This is a genomic window from Candidatus Galacturonatibacter soehngenii (assembly GCF_008830185.1).
GTDB classification, from domain to species: domain Bacteria; phylum Bacillota; class Clostridia; order Lachnospirales; family Lachnospiraceae; genus Lachnotalea; species Lachnotalea soehngenii.
Genome location: NZ_WAGX01000005.1, coordinates 835,124 through 854,992 on the forward strand (window position 1 = coordinate 835,124; position 19,869 = coordinate 854,992).

General features: G+C 34.4%; 18 protein-coding genes. 4 read left to right on the forward strand and 14 right to left on the reverse strand.

Annotated elements, in window-relative coordinates:
- Window positions 1–3 precede the first annotated feature (3 nt).
- Genes F7O84_RS11385 through F7O84_RS11395 form a run of 3 tightly spaced genes read right to left on the reverse strand, consistent with a single transcriptional unit; the run spans window position 4 to window position 4,240 of the window.
- Entirely contained in the window at window positions 4–2,517 is a 2,514-nt protein-coding gene (locus F7O84_RS11385) for a hypothetical protein (RefSeq protein ID WP_151145099.1), read from the reverse strand.
- A 21-nt stretch (window positions 2,518–2,538) separates the two neighbouring features.
- Window positions 2,539–3,375: a carbohydrate ABC transporter permease gene (locus F7O84_RS11390; protein WP_151145102.1), complete on the reverse strand. Its 837-nt coding sequence runs from the start codon at window positions 3,373–3,375 to the stop codon at window positions 2,539–2,541.
- Window positions 3,365–4,240, reverse strand: a complete 876-nt coding sequence (locus F7O84_RS11395) for a carbohydrate ABC transporter permease (protein WP_151145105.1) — start codon at window positions 4,238–4,240, stop codon at window positions 3,365–3,367. Before F7O84_RS11395 ends, F7O84_RS11390 begins: the two co-directional genes overlap by 11 nt.
- A gap of 259 nt (window positions 4,241–4,499) precedes the next feature.
- Here F7O84_RS11395 and F7O84_RS11400 point away from each other — a divergent pair, with 259 nt between their 5' ends.
- Both F7O84_RS11400 and F7O84_RS11405 read left to right on the forward strand, forming a co-directional pair.
- Window positions 4,500–6,989: a glycoside hydrolase family 31 protein gene (locus F7O84_RS11400; protein ID WP_151145108.1), complete on the forward strand. Its 2,490-nt coding sequence runs from the start codon at window positions 4,500–4,502 to the stop codon at window positions 6,987–6,989.
- 22 nt (window positions 6,990–7,011) lie between these two features.
- On the forward strand, window positions 7,012–7,833 hold the full coding sequence (locus tag F7O84_RS11405) for an alpha/beta hydrolase (RefSeq protein ID WP_151145111.1): 822 nt from the start codon (window positions 7,012–7,014) through the stop codon (window positions 7,831–7,833).
- Here F7O84_RS11405 and F7O84_RS11410 read toward each other — a convergent pair.
- The 3 genes from F7O84_RS11410 to F7O84_RS19015 form a co-directional block, all read right to left on the reverse strand.
- Window positions 7,814–8,470 (reverse strand): YigZ family protein, encoded by a 657-nt coding sequence (locus F7O84_RS11410; RefSeq protein WP_151145114.1) that lies wholly within the window; start codon window positions 8,468–8,470, stop codon window positions 7,814–7,816. The genes F7O84_RS11405 and F7O84_RS11410 overlap by 20 nt on opposite strands.
- A gap of 189 nt (window positions 8,471–8,659) precedes the next feature.
- Window positions 8,660–8,881 (reverse strand): hypothetical protein, encoded by a 222-nt coding sequence (locus F7O84_RS11415; RefSeq protein ID WP_151145117.1) that lies wholly within the window; start codon window positions 8,879–8,881, stop codon window positions 8,660–8,662.
- 151 nt (window positions 8,882–9,032) lie between these two features.
- The gene (locus F7O84_RS19015; protein WP_192451729.1) at window positions 9,033–9,182 is read right to left on the reverse strand and encodes a hypothetical protein; all 150 of its coding nucleotides are present in this window, start codon (window positions 9,180–9,182) and stop codon (window positions 9,033–9,035) included.
- A 375-nt stretch (window positions 9,183–9,557) separates the two neighbouring features.
- Between F7O84_RS19015 and F7O84_RS11420 the strand changes: the two genes are divergently transcribed.
- Window positions 9,558–12,359: a transglycosylase domain-containing protein gene (locus F7O84_RS11420; protein WP_151145119.1), complete on the forward strand. Its 2,802-nt coding sequence runs from the start codon at window positions 9,558–9,560 to the stop codon at window positions 12,357–12,359.
- Between the two features lie 87 nt (window positions 12,360–12,446).
- Window positions 12,447–12,677 (forward strand): heavy-metal-associated domain-containing protein, encoded by a 231-nt coding sequence (locus F7O84_RS11425; RefSeq protein WP_151145121.1) that lies wholly within the window; start codon window positions 12,447–12,449, stop codon window positions 12,675–12,677.
- Window positions 12,678–12,741: 64 nt separating this feature from the next.
- Here F7O84_RS11425 and F7O84_RS11430 read toward each other — a convergent pair whose 3' ends face one another.
- From F7O84_RS11430 to F7O84_RS11465, 8 genes are all read right to left on the reverse strand, one after another.
- Window positions 12,742–15,294, reverse strand: coding sequence for an ABC transporter substrate binding protein (locus F7O84_RS11430; RefSeq protein WP_192451730.1), 2,553 nt, complete (start codon window positions 15,292–15,294; stop codon window positions 12,742–12,744).
- A 228-nt stretch (window positions 15,295–15,522) separates the two neighbouring features.
- Window positions 15,523–16,293, reverse strand: a complete 771-nt coding sequence (locus F7O84_RS11435; protein ID WP_151145126.1) for a SpoIIIAH-like family protein — start codon at window positions 16,291–16,293, stop codon at window positions 15,523–15,525.
- A gap of 18 nt (window positions 16,294–16,311) precedes the next feature.
- Window positions 16,312–16,914 carry a stage III sporulation protein AG gene (locus F7O84_RS11440; RefSeq protein WP_151145128.1) on the reverse strand — a complete coding sequence of 201 codons (603 nt, stop codon included), beginning with the start codon at window positions 16,912–16,914 and terminating at the stop codon, window positions 16,312–16,314.
- A 3-nt stretch (window positions 16,915–16,917) separates the two neighbouring features.
- Window positions 16,918–17,496, reverse strand: a complete 579-nt coding sequence (locus tag F7O84_RS11445; RefSeq protein WP_151145130.1) for a stage III sporulation protein AF — start codon at window positions 17,494–17,496, stop codon at window positions 16,918–16,920.
- Window positions 17,497–17,505: 9 nt separating this feature from the next.
- Window positions 17,506–18,588 carry a stage III sporulation protein AE gene (locus F7O84_RS11450; protein ID WP_151145132.1) on the reverse strand — a complete coding sequence of 361 codons (1,083 nt, stop codon included), beginning with the start codon at window positions 18,586–18,588 and terminating at the stop codon, window positions 17,506–17,508.
- 101 nt (window positions 18,589–18,689) lie between these two features.
- Window positions 18,690–19,076 (reverse strand): SpoIIIAC/SpoIIIAD family protein, encoded by a 387-nt coding sequence (locus F7O84_RS11455; protein WP_151145134.1) that lies wholly within the window; start codon window positions 19,074–19,076, stop codon window positions 18,690–18,692.
- A gap of 9 nt (window positions 19,077–19,085) precedes the next feature.
- Window positions 19,086–19,280, reverse strand: coding sequence for a stage III sporulation protein AC (spoIIIAC, locus tag F7O84_RS11460; RefSeq protein WP_094376457.1), 195 nt, complete (start codon window positions 19,278–19,280; stop codon window positions 19,086–19,088).
- Window positions 19,281–19,350: 70 nt separating this feature from the next.
- Window positions 19,351–19,869 (reverse strand): stage III sporulation protein AB, encoded by a 519-nt coding sequence (locus tag F7O84_RS11465; RefSeq protein ID WP_151145137.1) that lies wholly within the window; start codon window positions 19,867–19,869, stop codon window positions 19,351–19,353.

The window sequence follows — 19,869 nt, forward strand, 5'->3', positions numbered from 1 at the left end:
GTCTTATTCCTCCCAATCTATCAATCCTTGCACGGTGAGTGGATATTGGTAAACCGTTTGTCCATTGACATAAAATTCATTATTATCCTCTAGCAAGTAAGTATCTTTATTTTCTTGTAAAACGGTTACGTTTTCTTTCACACTAACCTTTAACGTCTTAAATTCTTTAAAGAAATCATCAAGATTTTCGTAATTACAACTTCTTTCTACTTTAAGCACCCATACATTCTCTCTACCATGACTTATAAACTCCTTGTACTTACATGGCCCCGTTTCTTGAATGGAGAGTCCATTATGAGCATACACACCGATATAAGCTCCATCTTTTTCTAGTACAATTACATTCTTTTCTCCAATATAGCGGTCAAATTCACACAGTGGAATATAAGCATGCGTATAATCAATTCGATTTTCTTCGCCTATTTTATATCTTAAAATACTTGTATTTTTGTGTTGAACTGCAAGTGGTAGCACTCCATTTCCTGCCCAGAAATTAGGCCTTCCACTTCCATAGGTATGAGATTCTCCTGGGTGATTAATAAATACCTGTGCAGTTTCGTTAATCGTTGCCTGTACAATATGCTCTTGATATCCTGGTTGGTAAGGTTTGAATCCAACCGCGGTTGAAAGCAATACATCTGCATTCTTATATAAATATAAGTTAACGTGTTGTTCAAAGCCTTGTGTATTTTGATGTATCAATTGTTGGTTCCCTGTAAGCTTCATATATTTTTCATACTCTTTTGGTGCTTCGTAATCGCCTAATACCAAGGAAATATATCCAATTACCGCACGGTTTAAATAACCTGCATTATACGCAACATATAATAGACTGGTCGTACCTGCATTGTAATTACCTTTTAGCTCTTTTTCATAACTTCTGCCAAAACTTGTCATGATAGCTCCTTTGTGCTCATTGATACTTAGTGCATAAAAGATCATATCAAGTGCCTTTTTGGCTTTCTTATGCAAATCACTCTCTTTATCTGTTAAATTGTAAAGCGTTCCAAGCCCTAATACATCAACAGGTATATAAGCATTTGAATTCCACTCTGTAATAAATTCTTTAAAAAATTCTTCAAACCATGCATCTAAAAGCTTGGATCCACTTTTTTCTACTTCTCGTCCCAATCGATTGCTATTGGTAAATATTCTCTCTGGAAGATATTGTCCTGCTAAGTACTGGCATACATGAAACAACAGTGCATGATTTTCACTAAAAAACCACATAACATCATCTCCTGGTTCATCAATCCAATAACGAAAACCTTGCATTGCATCTTCTATCTCACTCTTAAGGCGAACGGACAACAACCCATGAAACGTTTTATAAATATAAAGAATAATAACAAAATGAAAATCACAGCAATCTTTTCTTTGACGTACCCCTTCTAACTCCTCTAAAATGATTTCTTCTGCCCACTTTAAATCTCTCTCGAGTTTAAAAAGTGCCGCTGCTTTATATACATTATTGACCCCGTACTGTATTACTGTCTCAAGTGCATGTCTTTTTCGATCAGCAAGCTTTTCTTCGTGATAGCCTAAAAACTCTTTGCGAACCAATTGTGTTCCAATCTTTCTTTTTAGAATAATACCATCTACATCGACCTCTACACTAAAATAATAATAACCAGGTATAAGTTCATCACTGTGTAATAGAGGTATCATTTGCTGATCAGGTCTAAGTTGGTAGTCTCGATGCTGAATTAACTTAAAGCTTTTTTCCATCTTTTCAATAAACTCACCTGGAGTTATGGTCAAACGAAAATCAACTGGCCTAACACTAAAGTTATTCATTAAAAGCTTTACTGGTTCACTTATATAAGCTTCCTTTTCAAAACAGATATTATCTAGCATCTTCTCTGTTTTAGTTACTATCTCTGTTCTTACTTCATCTGAAACTGGAATTAAAACCGTAAGCTTAGCTTTTCCAATTCTTCTTAAGCGAAAATAATAATCGGTATCTCGTTCTGCTAAATCATCAAGACAAATAACAAACTTATTTTCTCCTTTTTTTACTTTTACCAAAACACGGGTACTTTTTACCATATTTCTAGTAAAAGGAATAAAATCAGTAACCAATTCATCATTTACCCATAATGTCATTCCACCACATGTGGTTAGTTCGAATTCCACCGTTTCATTCTTTTGCGCCTGAATCACTGCATAGCTATAAGTTCTTAAGTAAGTTGGCTTATAATAAAAACCAGATTCCTCCAGTGCTATGTTGCCAAAAGGAGCATAGAATTTAAGGGGCTTCTTTTCTCCAAATACTTCTACTTCTTCTCCCATTTCATACATACTTAAGTCAAGGTATGGTGGGAGATCTGCCTGCCTTTTTGCAATAAATTCCTTTCTACAAGGATTTTCATGAATGGAAAAGCCCTTTTTTAACCACTCATTTACCCTTCCACTTAAGGTAGCTTTTTCAAATTGTTGAACTTGTGTGTAAACCCCAGTAGTAAGGAAATGATTCACATATCCTTCTGCATACAATGGGTATTCGATATATTTCATACGTTTTGCTCCTCCTTACTTTTATTCTTTTACGCCACCTGTTGTCATTCCACCAATAATATACTTTTGTAAAGAAATAAATACGACGATTACAGGTATCATTGAGATGACAGACATAGCTAATAGGCTGTTCCAGTCAACTGAATATTCTCCTGAGAAATTAGCAAGTGCTAACTGTAACGTGTATTTTGATTTGCTATTGATAACAAGCTTTGGCCATAAATAATCATTCCATCTCCACATAAAGGAGAAAATACATAATACTGATATAATCGGCTTAGCCATTGGAAGCATAATTTTTGTAAAAATATAAAATTCTGATGCCCCATCAATTCTTGCTGCCTCCATATAGGCACTTGGAATTCCAGTGTAGTACTGTCTTACCAAAAATACTGCGGTTGGCGATGCTACTGCTGGAATAATTAATCCCCATAAGTTATTGTATAATTTTGTAGCTACAATTACTTTAAATACAGGTATCATAATTACTTCAAGGGGAATCATAAGTGTTGCAAGAACAATTCCAAAAAGAATGGTTTGCCCTTTAAATCGATATTTTGCAAATGCGTAACCAGACATTACATTTACCACCACTGTTAGTATCGTTGCAACTACACTCGTAAAAACAGTATTAAAGAAATAAACGACAAAGTTACCTTCACTCAGTGCCTTTGAATAGTTACTTAGGGATGGATTCTTTCCCAATAAACTTGGTGGCCATTTAAATAATTCTCCCGCGCTCTTAAAAGAGGAAAAAATAATCCATACGATTGGCATAACAAATAAAAAAGTTAATGCAAATAGTATCAACGCTAGTAATACGGATTTGCTTCTATCTTTCCAGGTTTTAGTTTTCATCCTGTTCTCCTCCTTGATTTAATTTAAACTGTATCGTTGTAAGAACTGCCAATATGATAAAAAGAAACATTGTCATTGCGCTAGCATATCCCATTTTGTTTTTATCAAACCCTGTTTCTTGAATTAACTGTACCATTAACTTTGTTGCACCAGCAGGTCCACCTTGCGTCAGTGCAAAAACAAGTGGATACGTCTTTATGACTGTTACCGTTGATAATACAATTACTAACAACGTAGTAGGCTTTAATAGTGGAAGCGTGATATAGCGAAATTGTTGTACAAACCCTGCTCCATCAATTTTGGCTGCTTCATAATAAGTCTCTGAGATTGATTTAATTCCCGCTATAAACATAACCATATAGTATCCTGCAAGACTCCATGTTGTTACGAAAATGATAACCCCCATAGCTGCCCTTGGATTGGTTAGCCATTTAACTGGAGACCTCCCCATTGCTGTAAGTAAATAATTGATAATACCAAAATCTTCTCCTAATAAGAAGCGCCAGCTTAGTCCTACTATAATGGTGGAAACCATAGTTGGCCAATAAAAAGCGGCACGAAAGAAGGAACTTCCCTTTATATTTTGTGTTAAAAGCAATGCCAAAAATAGGGCTGAAACATAAATGGCAGGTACCGTTATTACGGTAAAAACCACAGTATTAAGAAAGGCCCTCCAAAAGCTTTCATCACTTAGTAAATCAACATAGTTTTTTAACCCTATAAACTTTTGTGGGTTAATTCCATCCCACTTTGTAAATGAAATCCATAGTCCATTGACTGCTGGATAAAAAAGAAACACTCCAAATATAGCAATTGTTGGAAGCAACAATAAATATGGAAATATTTTTTGTTCAAAATTTTTCATTTTCATTCTCTCCTTCATAATTTTTATCCATTATAACACAAGAAATATTATAAATATCTCATATAACAATACAAAACTACTAAATTATTGTCATTTCCTGCTTATACACATGTCATTATAAACAATATTTTGATATAAATTTTGAAAATAGCAAGATATGTAGAATGCATCTCGTAATCCGTCATGATTTGAATAGTACTTAGACTCTTATCTCGATATAATAAAAACATCAATCATTGAAATGTAAGGAGGTAATATTTTGAAAACCTGCAACCAAGTAATTAATTTATTACAACATGATTCTTTTTATACTCTTATAACTGATGGTGCACCAATACGAATTCTTTTTCTAACTGATGATATCATTCGAATTAGGGCAGGCTTTCATCGTAATTTTGAAGAGGCTTCTTATAGTTTAGTCATGACTGCTTGGGAAGATATGATGGATCCATTTTTAGGGGAGAGACGCAAAAAGATTACACCTGCACAATCATCTGTTCAAGAAACTGCAACCCAAATTTTAATACAAGGAAGTAAACTTCTTATTGAAATTGACAAAGAACCATTTCGCATCTGCATTAAAGACTTATTTGGAAATTACTTACATGCCGATATTGTCGACCTTGGATACCTTGAGGATTCCAATCACAGATGTATTCATACGAGTGAAATTTTTGATGGAGACTGTTTTTATGGTTTTGGCGAAAAATCTGGAACCTTTAATAAACACAAAAAATATATGTCTATGAGTCCAAAGGATGCAATGGGCTACGATCCAGTGGAAACTGATTCTTTATATAAACATATACCTTTTTATATCAAATGTAATAAGCATACCAAAATAGCATCTGGCTATTTCTATCATACCACTTATGAATGTGATTTCGACATGGGACGTGAACATAGTAACTATTGGAAAAAACACAGTCGCTTTCGAGCAGATGGTGGAGATATTGACTTGTTCTTTATCTATGGTCCAAGTATTTCTGATATTACTCGCCGCTATACAGATTTGACAGGAAAATCTTGTATGCTACCTCGCTATGCCCTTGGTTATCTTGGCTCATCTATGTACTACTCTGAGTTAGATTCTGATTGTGATGATGCCATATTAGAATTTATAGATACAACAAAAGAAGAGGAAATTCCAGTTGATGGATTTCAACTTTCCTCAGGGTATTGCGCGATAGAAGGTAAACGCTATGTGTTTACATGGAATTATGACAGATTCAAAAATCCAAAAGAGTTTTTTGCTTTGATGGAGCAAAAAGGAATCACAACTTCCCCAAATGTAAAGCCTGGATTCTTACTGACACACCCTTATCTAGAGCAGCTAAAACAAGAAGGCATCTTTGTAAAGGACAGCCAAGGTCAAAAAGAATGTATTGGAACTTGGTGGGGAGGAAAGGGACTTTTTGCAGACTTTACCTCCAAGCATACTCGCCAGGTATGGAAAAAATACCTAAAAGAACATGTTTTAGATTTTGGTGTAACAAGCGTTTGGAACGATAACTGCGAATATGACAGTATTGTCGATAAGGATGCTATTTGTGATTATGAAGAAATGGGCGGAACTATTGGACAGTTAAAGTCTGTAATGTCAAACATAATGTGTCATATCACAGAAGAAGCTATTTTAGAAACTTCAAAAAATATAAGACCTTTTATTGTGTGTCGCTCTGGGCATGCAGGAATACAACGTTATGCACAGACATGGGCTGGCGATAATTACACCAGCTGGGATTCGCTAAAATATAACATTTCCACCATACTTGGAATGAGCTTATGTGGAGTCACAAATTATGGTTGTGATATTGGTGGATTTTATGGCCCAGCGCCTGAACCAGAATTATTTGTAAGATGGGTACAAAATGGTATTTTTCAACCTCGTTTTTCCATTCATTCTACAAACATTGATAATACCGTTACGGAAGCTTGGATGTACTCTGATTGTAAGAAATACATTAAAGAAGCCATTCAATTTCGCTATCGATTAATTCCATATCTTTATTCCCTTATGGTTCGTGCGCATGAAACAGGGCTTCCGATTATACAACCTATGATTGCTGCTTTTCAAGACGATGAAAATTGTTATGAAAATGGTATTGACTTTATGGTTGGAGACCACCTACTTATTGCAAACGTGGTAGAAAAAGGCCAATCCATTCGCGAAGTATATCTTCCAAAAGGAGAAACCTTTTATGATTATCATAGCCGCAAGCAATTAACAGGTGGACAAACCGTCCAGATACCAGTCACACTAGCTGACATACCGATGTTTATTAAAGCTGGTGCTATTATTCCAATTGCAGATAATCAGATGTATAACCTCCATCAAGATCATGTAACCGATCTTCATTTCATTATGTGTCCTGATAAGGATGGAGAATTTACCTTATACGAAGATGATGGAATCACAATGGATTATGCAAATGGAGCATTTTTAAAGGAACACATCCAAATGAAGGCTGGTGAAAAAGTAAGTGTTTGCGTGAAACGAGAGGGAAGTTACACGACCAAAATAAAAACTGTGCTTCTTGATATGATTCACACGGAAAAATCTCCTTATTGGGTGCAGTTAAACGAAGAACCACTAAAACACTTTCTTCACCGCTCAAAATTTGAAGCTGCCAAAAGTGGTTGGTATTACAGCCAAAGCTTACGGTCTGTGCTTATAAAATTTGAAAATCCAAAAGAAGACTACCATGTGACTGTTTCTTTTGAACAATTTGATATACTTGGAATGTAAACGTTTATTAGGAGGTATCACAATGGCATCAATGACTTGTAATTATTATAGCTATACTTTGCAACATAATATTACCATAAATATTGTAATTCCAACTCCTGAAGGGAATGAGCAAATTACAAATGAAGAAGTAAAAAAGCACTATCGCTATGAAGAAGGACTTCCAGTTGTCTATCTTCTTCATGGTGCTTATGGCAACTATAGTTCCTGGCTACGTTTTAGTAATGTAGAGCGTTATGCACAAAAACACTGCTGTGCACTTGTCATGGCCTCTGCAGATAATAGCTGTTATCAGGATATGAAACATGGAAATGCATATGCTACCTTTTTCACCAAGGAATTGCCCGCTTTTATCAAAAGCATTTTTCCTATCTCAGACAAACGTGAAGATACCTTCGTAGCTGGCTTTTCCATGGGTGGTTACGGTGCTTGGTATCTGGCTTTATCAAATCCTAACCTTTATGCTAAGGCAGCTAGTATGTCTGGTGCATTAGACATTGCCAAAACCTACGAAGAAAACATGAAAGGTGCCATTTCTGCTCCTTTTCAATGGACGAATGTTTTTGAAGAACCAGACAAACTTGCTGGTAGTCAAGCCGATTTGTTTAAGTTATATGACAATTGTCTTTCAACTGGAATTGTACCAGACTTGTATCAATCCTGCGGAACCGAAGATTTTTTATATGAAATGAATCGTTCGGTCAAAGAAAAGTTAGAGCAAAAAGGTGCTTCCTTTGTGTATCAAGAAAGTGAAGGAGGACATAATTGGGATTATTGGGACAAAGACATTCAAAGCATTCTTGATTGGATGTTTTCTAAAGATATTAATCCACAAAACAAATAACCTCATCCTTAATGATTGCAAAATAGATATCTTCCAGTTCCTCAAGGAAGGCCTTACCATTTGTAGCTTCGATTATCGCTTTTATCAGGCCTTCCTTTTCACTTATTGGTACTAATACAGTTATTTCTACCCTATCGGTGTATTCACTGGATAGGGTATTTATTTTTCTTTGCCCAAGTAGATACTGAATCTTTCCGATTCCATTATAGTCTGTTTCTATACAAAGCTTCGTCGCTAGACACTTATTGGCAATCAACGAATTCGCCAGCCCCTCTTGTACTGCCTTTGAATACGCTCTAACAAGCCCCCCCGTACCAAGTAATGTTCCACCAAAGTATCTGGTTACAATGACTAAGGTATTGTGAATTCCTTCTAAAAGTAACACATCAAGCATCGGTCTTCCAGCGGTTTGACTTGGTTCACCATCATCACTACAACGCTGAATTTCTTGATTCTTTCCTATTATATATGCAAAACAGTTATGATTTGCATTCCAGTATTTTTTCTTCGTTGCTTCAATCAGGGCGATTGCCTGCTCTTCTGATTCAACTGGAAATACTGTGGCGATAAATCTGGATTTCTTTTCTATAATCTCTGCCTCTGCGCCCTCATATACTGCTTTATAGTTTTCTATCATTTCATCCTCCAATGGTTGTATTCTAAAATCATTTCAATTGAGAAGATTTTACTACGTATATTGTATCATTACTTTTCTTTCTGTCAAATATAGAATTTTGAATTAAAATATATCAATCCAAAAAAGCAGACAACTAACTTACTATTTTGTAAATTAGTTGTCTGCACCTAATAAAAAACATAATTTGTTTTATACAAAACTTAGTATACTAATTAAGACTCCACATAATATCATGCATATTGGTAATACATAACGTTTTTTTGAATATGTTTTTAATGAAAAATGAGCTTTTAGCAATATAATCAAACCAACAACAATAATGAGAATTCCTGAAAGCATTATAACATCAAAATTTCCAATTCGTCCATAAATATTATTATAGGGTCTGGAATTCATTCTATCAATATCCACTTATAATACCCCTTTTCAAATTTTTATTATTCGTAGCATTTTATATCCATAGGGCACTGTACATATCCATATTCCCTGTCTTTCAAAGAACAAGAACGATGAATTTGAATACATGGATGTGTTCCAAATGTTTGTAATGTTCTTCCACATTTCACACAAATTTCTGCTCCATACTATCACTATTTACTTTTTCATTCTTCACTTTATTTAAATCTTCTTCATTTGCATAAGTTTTAACTGGACTATTAAAAGCTATAATCCCTATAATAAATAAACATAAACATCTTTTTATTATTTTCATAACTATTCAACCTCCATATTATAATAGCAAATTAACAGTTAAACAATATTCTAGAATATAAGTAAAAGATATCTTAATATCCATATTAACATTCTCTAAATATTTAGTCAACTATTCTTTTGCACATATTGAATTTCTTCCATTCTTTGCATAAATTTCCTATTCTTGACCATCCTTATAATATAAGTGTAACTTGTAAAAAATAGTATTACATATACCCACAAAAGTTGTGAATGTAATTTTTGGTAATCAATTGACCCGTCAAAGTTAGAACAATGCGCACAAAATAGACCTTTCAGCATTTTGAGGCAACAAATTTAGCTTTATTTAGCTTAGGTTATTTGTTATAATAGGGAGGATAAAGGAGGCATATAAATGAATTACGGAAAAAAGGGAGCTTCTGATAAGCAAAAATCCTTAATTTCCAAATCAAATCGATTTGGAAGAAAACTGTCTGTGACTATTTTTAAGGCTTTTATTGCTTGTTTTTTGGCTGTTGCTGTAATTGGCAGTTGCGCAGTCATTGGAATCGTTAGAGGCGTAATTGATAGTGCACCTGAAATATCTACTTACGATGTAACTCCTAAGAAATACTCAACTACTGTGTACGATCAGAGTGGCAGTGAGATAACAAAGCTAGTTGCCAGCGGATCTAACAGAATTGCAAAATCAATTGATGAAATTCCAAAGAATTTACAAAATGCCTTTGTAGCAATTGAGGATGAACGTTTTTGGGAACATAACGGTATTGATATGAAAGGTATTATAAGAGCTGGTGTTGTTGGTATTACAAGTGGCCGTTTCTCGGAGGGTGCAAGTACGATTACACAACAGCTACTTAAGAATAATGTTTTTGAAGGTTGGACGGAAGAAAAATCTCTTACCGATAAATTCAAGCGTAAAATACAAGAACAATATCTTGCAATTAAGCTTGAGAAGTCAATGCCAAAGGAAGCTATTTTAGAGAATTATTTAAATGCAATTAATCTTGGTCAAAATACATTGGGTGTACAAGCTGCATCCCTTCGTTATTTTAATAAGGATGTATCCGACTTAACTCTCTCAGAATGTGCGGTTATAGCTGGAATTACGCAAAATCCTTATCGCTTTAACCCAATCAGCTATCCAGAAAATAACGCTGAGCGACGTAAAAAAGTTCTTAATAATATGTTAGAGCAAGAATACATTACCCAAGATGAATACAATGAAGCAATTGATGATGATGTATATTCTAGAATTAAAACAGTTAACACCGAGATTGTATCCTCTTCTGTTTATACATACTTTGTTGACGCACTTACAAATAAAGTAATGCAGGATTTGCAAGAACAGAAAGGTTACACACAAACGCAAGCTTACAATGCTTTATATAGCGGTGGATTAAGTATCTATACCACTCAAGATAAAGAAATTCAGACAATTGTGGATGAAGAATTTGCTGATCCTTCTAACTATCCTGATGGAACGGAAGTTGCACTTACCTATCGATTGACCGTTACTGCAAAGGATGGAACGGTTTCAAACTATAGCGAAGAAAGCTTAAAGAATTATTTTAAAGAAATTGACGGTATCAGTTACAGTTTGGTGTTTAAAAGCGAAGAAGCCGCAAAAGAGCAGGTGGAACGATACAAGGAAGCAATCCTTACGGATGGAGATAAAATCGAAGAAGCAATTACTCTAACTCCACAACCACAAGCATCGTGCGTTATTATGGATCAAGCAACTGGTTATGTAAAAGCAATTGTTGGTGGACGTGGAACAAAACAGGCAAGTCTTACTTTAAACCGTGCAACTGATAGTAGGCGTCAGCCAGGTTCCACCTTTAAGGTAGTTTCTGCCTTTGCGCCTGCTCTTGATACGGCTGGAATGACATTAGCTACTGTTTATGACGACGCACCTTATAATTATGCGAGCGGACGCCCTGTGAGTAACTGGTATTCCACTGGCTATCGAGGCCTTTCAACAATACGAGATGCGATTGTTAATTCTATGAACATTGTGGCAGTTAAGACATTAACTGATGTAACTCCACAATTGGGATATGATTATTTATTAAAATTTGGTTTTACTACGTTAGTAAACACAAGAAAACAAGCAAATGGTACGGTGCTTACCGATGTTACACAATCTCTTGCTCTTGGTGGTATTACGGATGGTGTTACTAACTTAGAACTAACCGCAGCATTTGCTACCATTGCAAATGGTGGTACTTATACAGAACCAATCCTATATACTAAGATACTTGACCATGATGGAAATGTGTTGATTGATAATACACCTAAAACTACCACGGTAATAAAAAACAGCACCGCGTTTTTACTTACTAATGCTATGGAAGACGTGGTTAAATATGGTACGGGTAAATCAGTCAATTTAGGTACTATGCCAGTTGCAGGAAAAACAGGTACCACTTCTGATTACCGTGATGTTTGGTTTTCTGGATATACACCATATTATACTGCATCCGTATGGGGTGGTTATGATACAAATGATAAAATGGCAAGTAGTACCTCCTTTCACAAGCTTTTGTGGAAGAAAATAATGACTCGTGTTCATACTGGTCTTGAGCGAAAAGAATTTAGCGTTCCAGATAACATAGAAACAGCCGTTATTTGTAAAAAATCGGGTAAACTTGCTGTTGCTGGCCTTTGTGATGCGGATCCAAGAGGCGGCATGGTAGTGAAAGAGTATTTTGCCAAAGGCACTGCTCCTACGGAAGTATGTGATACCCATATCAAACTTGCTACCTGCGCAGTTACACATTTACCTGCAAGCCCATATTGTCCTGAAGTAAACTATGATTCAGACCAGGTATTTATTATTAGACCAGAGGGTTCTGAAGGCGTTACTGATGATTCGCAATATGAGTTACCACCAGATTATACTCAGAACCTGTGTCCAATTCACAATTCACCAGCTTCCAGTATCGATCCAAATTATTATTATAATAATTTACCGACCTACACGCCAGATGGAAGTGGTACAACGAATGAAAATAACAACAATGGATCAACTCCTCCTAACACAGATACAAATAATGGTGGAGGTACGAACAATACAACTCCAGATGCAGGTGTCAATTCCGTATTAGATACGAATGTCCCACCTGGACAAAGAGGTCGAGAAAATGAGCATGAATGGGAGAATGAAGCACCAACAAATCCTCCCATTCCATAAACAATCCAATGCCCAAACAGTTTGTATAATATTTTTGTAATTACAAATACTATCTTTATAATATGGAATAAAAGTGAGGGCAGGCTAATGCAATATATCCGTTTGAATGTTGATGGACTTGAAGATATCGAAACACAGGATAAAGTAAAAAAACAAATAGAAGGCATCGTTGGAGTCGGGAAGGTTAGTGTAAGTGCTGGACAGGATTATGTTGATATACAATTTGATGAACAGACTTCTTCCTCTGAAATAAGTAGTCATTTACAAAATAATGGCTACAAGGTAACTGACATGCTTGACAAACGCTTTCCTTTGTAAACAAACAAAAACACTAAAGCATTTTATAGTATAAGCACAGAGTTCATTCTCTGTGCTTATATTTTTAGCCAAAATCTAATTGTTGATAATTGTTAATAAATTCTTCTAGTTTTTGAATCGGTAATGGTTTGGAGTAGAAATACCCTTGAATTTTATCACAACCATTTTGTTTTAAATAGGTAAGCTGTTCTTTTGTCTCCACTCCTTCTGCGACAATAGTTAAATTCATTTTATGTCCTAGATCAATTATGGTATCTGTAACGTCTGTGTTAGATAATGGATTCCCGATATCATCTACGAAAAGCTTATCAATTTTTAATGTAGTAATCGGTATGTTTCTCAGATACGAAAGTGATGAATAACCTGTCCCAAAATCATCAATGGCAATTTTAATACCTAACTTTCGCAATATCTTTATTTTCTCTGTTACTAATTCCTGTGACTCCATAATTACAGATTCTGTAATCTCAAGCTCTAACAATTCTGGTGAAAGACAGGTCTCTTTTAAGACCTTTTTTACGACTTTTACAAAATCATCTTGAACGAGCTGAATGACTGAGATATTAACTGAAATATTAAATGATTGATTTAATTTTTGATTCAGTTTTGCCACCGTATTACAAGCTGTTTTTAATATCCATTCTCCCAACACCGTGATAAATCCCGTCTCTTCTGCAACCGATATGAATTTAATTGGAGAAAGCATCCCTAGCTCTTTATTTTGCCATCGAATTAGCGCTTCAAAACCATCTATATTATCCGTTCCTATTTTAATTTGAGGTTGGTAATGAATTTGGAATTCTTTATATTCTAATGCATTTTTAAAATTCTTTTCAATATTGATTCGCTCCATCAATTCTTCTTTTAACTGGTTGTTGAAAAAGTAATAACCATTTTTTCCATTGTTTTTTACTTTATACATTGCCATATCAGCATTTCGAAGTAGTTTGTCAATGCTAGCCCCATTCTCTGGAAACATGGCTATTCCGATACTAACGGTGACAGAAAGTCTATTTTCATTGATATCAAAGTTCGATGAGAATATATTTATAATTTTAACTGCAAAATCCTTTGCTACCTCTTTACTCTTAATTTTGCTTGCAAAAAATACAAACTCATCTCCGCCAAGGCGTATCAATGCTATGTTTTTTGACGTTAATGTCAGGAGCCGATTACTGATTGCTATTAATAGCTCATCCCCAATACTATGTCCCAAAGCATCATTTACAAACTTAAAGTTATCCAAATCGATAAAATACATCGCGCCTTCATAGGAATTATCTTCTAGTTTTTCTCCAATCTCCTCATACAAGTAGAGACGATTGTAAAGTCCTGTTAACGTATCATGGTATGCTAAGTGATGCAGTTTCGTACTATATTCTTCTAATTGCTCGTGTGCATCTGATATATCTGTTACCTGTGCTCTTAGTTCTTCTTCTGTAGCAGATAACTCTTCATAAAGTTGTGATAATTCTTCGTTATTTTGGGCAAGCTTATATTTCATTTTATTTATTTTTCTTATATAGAATAAGAGAACACCAGAAAAAGAAGCTAATAATATAATAATAAATAAAACTGTTATAACCAGATTTCTATAAGTTTCTAAAAAGGAAAATGGCTTATTCATAGTAATGTTTTGTAAAGGTAATTGGCTTTTTTTTATCTGAAACTTTTGTGCTACAAGATAATCATATGTAAAATGACTACTTTTTAAGCTAAGTATTGGTATTTCATCTGCCTTCTCACCTTTAATAATTCGATTCGCCAGTTCGCCTGCTTCCATCCCTTGCTGTCTACCAGTCGTAAGATAGCCACCAAACACACCTTGATTCATTCCAAAATCGTACAAATGGTATACAGGTACGTATGATTCACTGCTTATTTTTTTACAAAACGCTTGATGATTAATGGGGCTTCCATCCAAATCCGTAAAATATGTGGTTATGAGTATGATACTGTTTTGATTGATATCAGGGAGTTGATTTATGATATCAGTGCTACTTTCTTGATTCAGAGATATGACATTTAATGTGGAATTCACTTTGTTTGCGGCTTTTATACATAATTCACCCGTAGACATTCCACTTTCTGTGTTATCATAAATAAGATATATCGTATTAATAGATGGGTTTATTTTTAATGCGGCTCTTATGGTATCTTCAGGATAAATCTCTTCTAATACACCTGTATAATTACTCTCATCTTTCGCCTGTAATAATCCTGTTGAATTTACACCGCAAAAAACCACAGGTGCATCAGAAAAAATTGTGCTGCGATTTTCTAAAGCAAAGTAAAATGCAGCGTCATCCGTAGTAACAACAACATCAATTTTTTGCAATGCATATTTATCCTGTAAACTTTTATAAATGTTGTCTAAATTCTTGTCTGTAGGATACCTCTTCCAGTCCATATGTTCTATTGAAATATTGTAATGGGGATTATCCATGGAAAGAGCACTCAAAATCCCTTCTGTCTGATTATCTGTCCATTGGAATCCACTATGATAAGAATTCAAGATAAGAATATGTTTGTAGTCTGAGTTGGAAGCTTGTACTTTCTGAAAAGGTATCAAAAACCACACAACTAAAAGTACAAAGAATAAAAGATGTTTTTTCATATGTCCCCCCATTAGCAATACAATCTGTTTTTTCACACATATGATACTCATATTGAATCTCTTTATTTTATATCTATATAAATATTACCAATAGACAAATTATACCATATTTTTCAAATAAATACACTTTTTATGTGAAATTATTACGAAAAATATTGATAAAAAGTATAAAAACCTTCATCTCATGATTCTCTCATCAAATGAAGGTTCCTGTTTCTTTTTTATGTATTACTGTTCTACACTAATTGGCGTAATAACAATATTTTCAGCGGATACTCCCGTCTTTCTTTTCATGATATCTTCAATCTGAGCTCTTTTTGCATCTGTTACTTCTGCCATATTAACTACTACGTCAGCACTATCATCTGTGATACTAACTACCACATCTTCAAATCCTTTGGATTCTAATAAGGTTTCTGCTGCCGCTTCTCTTTCTGCAATATCTGTCATCTTAATCATTGCATCAATGGCAGTTTGCTTTTGTTCATCTGCAATTGAAGTGTTATTAATAATTTCTAATAATGCTTCTTTGTTCTTTGCTCGAACCTGTTCTCTTGAAAGTTTTGCTTCTGCAATAAAACCAACATTTGTAGTTGCACTCGTTAATACTGCCTCACCTGGTGTCTCACCTTCAGTCGTTGTCGTTGCAGCATCTGTAGGTTGTGTTCCATCAGCAGATGTATCGGTTGCTGTGTCTTTTGCTGTGTCTGTTGCTGGATCTGAGGATAAATCTAAATCATAACTTTCGATATCATCTTTTGCGTTTGGCGCTAATGCATCTAAAACCTGATCGGAACCAGTCTTTGCATTTGCCGCTTGATAAATATCTTCATCTGAGATATCGCCTACATCAACTTCTCCCTCTTCCACCTTTGCACTTGTTTCTTTTGTTGTTTCACTTGTATCTATTTTATCTGCATAGTTTAAATAAAAGGCTGCTGCAATCATAATTGCTAACGCTGTTATTACAATTTGATTTCTTTTAAATACATTCTTCAATTGCTTAATCCTCCTCGCTTAATTCATCTTCATTACCTTAATTTTATGCACTTCTACACGAAATAATGCTAAAATAGCATCTGAAATATTTTTTGCTACTACAGGGTCATCTCCTCCCTTTGCAATGACAATAATTCCTTCTATTTCTGGCTCAATCTCTTTTACAACATACGGAGTGCTCCCCCCACTATTATCTTGCTGATAGACTGTTGCTTCCGTCGTACTTTTATCCGTTGTACTTCTTTTTCCCCCTTCTGCATCCTCTTCCTGCATAATAGATGAAGTGGCAGGCGTATCTTTTTCTACGATAAGCTCTTTTGAAGATTTTAATGTAATCATCACATTAACTTCTCCTACTCCTTGCACTTTGCTTAATATGGTTTCTAAGCGTTTTTCTTGTTCCTCTACATAACTTAAGGTTTGTGTATCATTTTGATTGGATGTGGTTTCGCTTACACTTGGGACCTTTTTGTTGTCGTTTCCCTCTTTACTACTTCGATCTGAGGTAGGTAATGTAATCACAATTAGAAGAACCCCTACCAAAAGTACTATAATAAAATTATCTTTCTTCATATTTTTAAAGCTTAATTTTATATCTTGTAATTTATTCTTCCACTCCATACTCTACCTCTGTATACTAACATTTATATTATCTAAACCTACATTATAGAAGTCATCTATCACATTTTTTACACTAATTTCTTCTGGATTTTCAAACTGCTTTTGCCCTATTTGAATTTTATCTACTAATATTTTTTGATTCTTTTTTTCTTGTGTTGACAGTACTACTTGTATCCCTTCTAAGTTACCGTAATTGTCACTTTCTCTATCTTCGTTCATGACTATTTTAGATTTCACCACAAAATATCCCTCCTTATTTACGATTTCTTCTATCTGATTACTGATTTCATTTTTATATTCTTCTAATAATTTCGATGAGCTAGTATCGGAAATCTGATATGCATCCACCTTTAAGTTAACGATCTCTTGGTTATATATATTTTTGATAAAGTTCGAATCGAGTCTCGTACTTGCTCCTAAAAGCTTACTAATTGGAGATATAACTAAAATTATCATTACAATACCTGTAAACAAGTTAATATACTTTTTATAATTATTATTGGGAATCAAATTCATAACTGCAGTGATTAAAATCATATAAAATGCAATATTTTTAATCCATTGATAAATACCTGTAATCATACCTTTCTCCTAAACTGACGTAGTTGTTGTGGCCGTTACAATTGCTATTGTTATCATAAATAAAATTAGTGATGTCGTTACTACTTTAATTAATAATCTTGCTCCATCACCAACACTACCAATGCAACTAATCATTCTGGCATCCGAAACAGGTTGCATAATGGCTGCGGATAGCTTATACATAATAGAAAATATCCAAAGTTGTATCAATGGCGTAAGACTTAATACAGTAAGAACAACTAAAGCTACGACTCCAACACCGTTTTTAATGATAACAGCAGATCCAATTACCATATCCGTTACGGCATTTACAGCATTTCCAACTCCTGGTATCGCACTTACCGTTTTATTTAACATTGTAGTACGAAACGCATCAATTGCAGGAGCTAAGAGACTTTGAATGATATTAAATCCAATTACCACAGTAAGCAATGCTTTTAGCAACCATTCAATCACTCCCTTTAAAAGCTGTGCAAGTCTAGATAAGAAATCTTCCTTTGAAATGTTGTTTACTAACATTAACACTACATATATATTAATCAAGGGCAAAATTAAGTTGGAAAAAAGAAGTTGAATCCCTGTAATAATCATTAAGATAATTTGATAAAATATCATTGCAGTTGTTGTTTTTCCTGCAAAAGTAAGTGCTAAAAAGTAGGCTGGTACAAGACTTTTCATAAATTCTATTAGAGTATTGACTGCATCCGTAGCAATCGTAGTGACCGCAACAAACGATTTCATTAATACTGTAAGCATTAACATATACACAACATAGAAACTAATGTCCGATATCTGACTGTTATTAAATACATTACTAAAATTACTAAGAAGTGCTGCTGCTATTGTTATAATCATAATATGTACGATCGTTCGTTTTACATAATTGACTTGTCCAAATGCCTGATCAATGAGTGCTTGTACCAATTTATCTACATCAAGGGGCTCTTTTCCTTTTATCACATTTGCTATCATTTCCTTAAAATCTAAGGACTCTCCTTCTAACAACTGATTAAGACTTTTGTTTACACTGGTAAATTCTGTACTTTCAGTTATGGATAAATCTGACTCCTTTGCACATACACTTCCACTCATAGACAAACATGAGGTGAAAAAAAATAACACGCATCCTACTAATTTAAGTCTAGTAATACTTTTTCGTATCAAACCTTATCACCTACCTTTAAATCTCTTATTTAGCTTAGAAAGCTATCAATTGTTTCTAACAATGCAATTAAAACTGGCATACTAAGTGCCATTACTGATATTTTAGCAAATACCTCAATTTGTCCTGCAATTGCACTATAACCTGCATCTTTACATATACCAGAAGCAAATTCTGCTATATAGGTGATGCCAATAATCTTTGCAAGTGTTGTTAAATATACGGTATTTAGCTGAATATAGCCTTGTATTTTGTTAATTGCATCTATGACAATTGATAGCTTATCCGCGATGCAAAATAAAATAATGAGACTGGTAGCCAGTCCAATATAAATTCCGTATTCAGATTTTGTACCTTTAAATTGAATTGCTAATATAACACCAATTACTCCAATAAAGGCTATTTTTAACATGTCCATTCCAATCACCTACAAAGCAAATAGTTTTTTTATAGTTTCAAATAAATCATAAATATATGGTATAATCCAAAACAAAACGACAATTAGCCCTGCTAGACTTGTTAAAAATGCATGCTCTTCCCTGCCACTATGCTTTAACACCTGTCCCAAAACAGATACTAATATTCCTACTGCTGCAATTTTAAATATGATATTTACACTCATGTTTTCCTCCACTCGTACGATTATCGCACACACAACTGATAGCTTTCTTTCCAAATATCAAGGCGTGTAATTATAAGATAATAAGTACTGCAAATAATCCGATTGTAACGCCAAGACAGTGGTACACTCTGATTTTTTCATCTATACTTTCTTTGGTTAGCTTTATTTCCTCTTCCAACTGTTCCACATACAAATCTATCATGCCTAACTGCATTTCTTTATCCATGTAGCCAAGGTGTTCTCCAACTCTTTTTAGGGTTTGACAGTCCTTGTTACTTAACTTTACCTTGGAGAGCTCGTGGTCTATATGCTTGCACCAGATTGCATAAAAACTTTCGCATTCAAGCATCTCAATCTCTAGGGCTATTTTATTAAAAAATAAGTCAAAGGGTTCTTTTGCTCTCTTTGCTACATTAAAAAAAGCTTCGCCCAAGGGCGCCTTTAAATATTTAATTTCACCTCTAAGCATAAGCATAAGTTTTTTAATATATCTTAGGTTATCCAGTCGTATTTTTAAATCTCTTCCTGTCGTATATCCTATTCCTGTTGTTGCCATTACAATTAATATGGAACCGAATAATTTAAGCAA

What these genes read in the sequence shown, in the direction of transcription:
- F7O84_RS11385 (WP_151145099.1), bottom strand. Translation starts at nt 2,517, where the DNA reads ATGAAATATATCGAATACCCATTGTATGCAGAAGGATATGTGAATCAT.
- F7O84_RS11390 (WP_151145102.1), bottom strand. Translation starts at nt 3,375, where the DNA reads ATGAAAACTAAAACCTGGAAAGATAGAAGCAAATCCGTATTACTAGCG.
- F7O84_RS11395 (WP_151145105.1), bottom strand. Translation starts at nt 4,240, where the DNA reads ATGAAAAATTTTGAACAAAAAATATTTCCATATTTATTGTTGCTTCCA.
- F7O84_RS11405 (WP_151145111.1), top strand. Translation starts at nt 7,012, where the DNA reads ATGGCATCAATGACTTGTAATTATTATAGCTATACTTTGCAACATAAT.
- F7O84_RS11410 (WP_151145114.1), bottom strand. Translation starts at nt 8,470, where the DNA reads ATGATAGAAAACTATAAAGCAGTATATGAGGGCGCAGAGGCAGAGATT.
- F7O84_RS19015 (WP_192451729.1), bottom strand. Translation starts at nt 9,182, where the DNA reads ATGAAAATAATAAAAAGATGTTTATGTTTATTTATTATAGGGATTATA.
- F7O84_RS11420 (WP_151145119.1), top strand. Translation starts at nt 9,558, where the DNA reads ATGAATTACGGAAAAAAGGGAGCTTCTGATAAGCAAAAATCCTTAATT.
- F7O84_RS11425 (WP_151145121.1), top strand. Translation starts at nt 12,447, where the DNA reads ATGCAATATATCCGTTTGAATGTTGATGGACTTGAAGATATCGAAACA.
- F7O84_RS11430 (WP_192451730.1), bottom strand. Translation starts at nt 15,294, where the DNA reads ATGAAAAAACATCTTTTATTCTTTGTACTTTTAGTTGTGTGGTTTTTG.
- F7O84_RS11440 (WP_151145128.1), bottom strand. Translation starts at nt 16,914, where the DNA reads ATGGAGTGGAAGAATAAATTACAAGATATAAAATTAAGCTTTAAAAAT.
- F7O84_RS11445 (WP_151145130.1), bottom strand. Translation starts at nt 17,496, where the DNA reads ATGATTACAGGTATTTATCAATGGATTAAAAATATTGCATTTTATATG.
- F7O84_RS11450 (WP_151145132.1), bottom strand. Translation starts at nt 18,588, where the DNA reads ATGAGTGGAAGTGTATGTGCAAAGGAGTCAGATTTATCCATAACTGAA.
- F7O84_RS11455 (WP_151145134.1), bottom strand. Translation starts at nt 19,076, where the DNA reads ATGGACATGTTAAAAATAGCCTTTATTGGAGTAATTGGTGTTATATTA.
- spoIIIAC (WP_094376457.1), bottom strand. Translation starts at nt 19,280, where the DNA reads ATGAGTGTAAATATCATATTTAAAATTGCAGCAGTAGGAATATTAGTA.